This window comes from Streptomyces sp. JW3 (assembly GCF_052216785.1).
Taxonomy (GTDB): Bacteria; Actinomycetota; Actinomycetes; order Streptomycetales; family Streptomycetaceae; genus Streptomyces.
This window is the reverse complement of the sequence record NZ_JBQOUX010000258.1, coordinates 1-670: the sequence shown is the minus strand read 5'-3', so window position 1 is coordinate 670 and position 670 is coordinate 1. Positions and strand designations below refer to the sequence as shown.

The 670-nt window shown below is 72.1% G+C and carries 1 protein-coding gene; it reads right to left on the bottom strand.

What is annotated here, in order from left to right:
- The coding region (locus tag ACTT8P_RS38390) for a hypothetical protein (RefSeq protein WP_442836418.1) at positions 1 to 670 on the bottom strand (670 nt) is incomplete at both ends.

Here is a 670-nt window from a genome sequence, read left to right as displayed (position 1 = left end):
AGGAGGTGTACGTGCGGGTGATGGAGCCCGCGTTGTACTCCCAGCCGTCGCCGATCCAGGAGGGCTGGTTGTTGGAGACGGACGTACGACCGTCCACAACCTGCGAGTTGTAGCCGAAGGACACCGCCGGGGACGGGCCGCCGGGCACGCTCGGGGTCCCCAGGGTGTACGAGTAGCTGAAGCCGCCGGCGTTGCCGCCGGCCTGCCAGGAACCGGCGCTGACCAGCGGGGTCGCGCCGAAGTCGCCCTTGGAGCCGGAGCCGGAGTCGGTGGCGAGCAGCACGGAGGAGCCGGAGCCGTCGGCGGCCGCGGCGGCGAGGGAGGCCAGGCGGGTGCCGTCCGCTTTCTTCGCCGCGCGGTACACGCCGTCGGTGACGGCGCCCTCGTCCGACGTGGAGGCGGTCGAGGCAGTGGCGGCGGTGTCCGTGGACGTGCCGCCCGCCGCCAGCGCCTCGGTTGCCACGGTCGCCTCGATGCGGCGCTCGTACACCGGGTTGCCGTCTGCGTCCGTGCCGGTCTGCTCAACCACGTTGTCGGTGGTGACCTCGGACGGCTCGGCGCAGCCCTCGGTGTCCGGGGTGGTCAGGAAGCATGCCGGGTACTGCACGAACGACAGCCGGTCGGCCCAGTTGGCGCCGTACAGCTCGGAGAAGTCGCTGTAGTCCAGGGC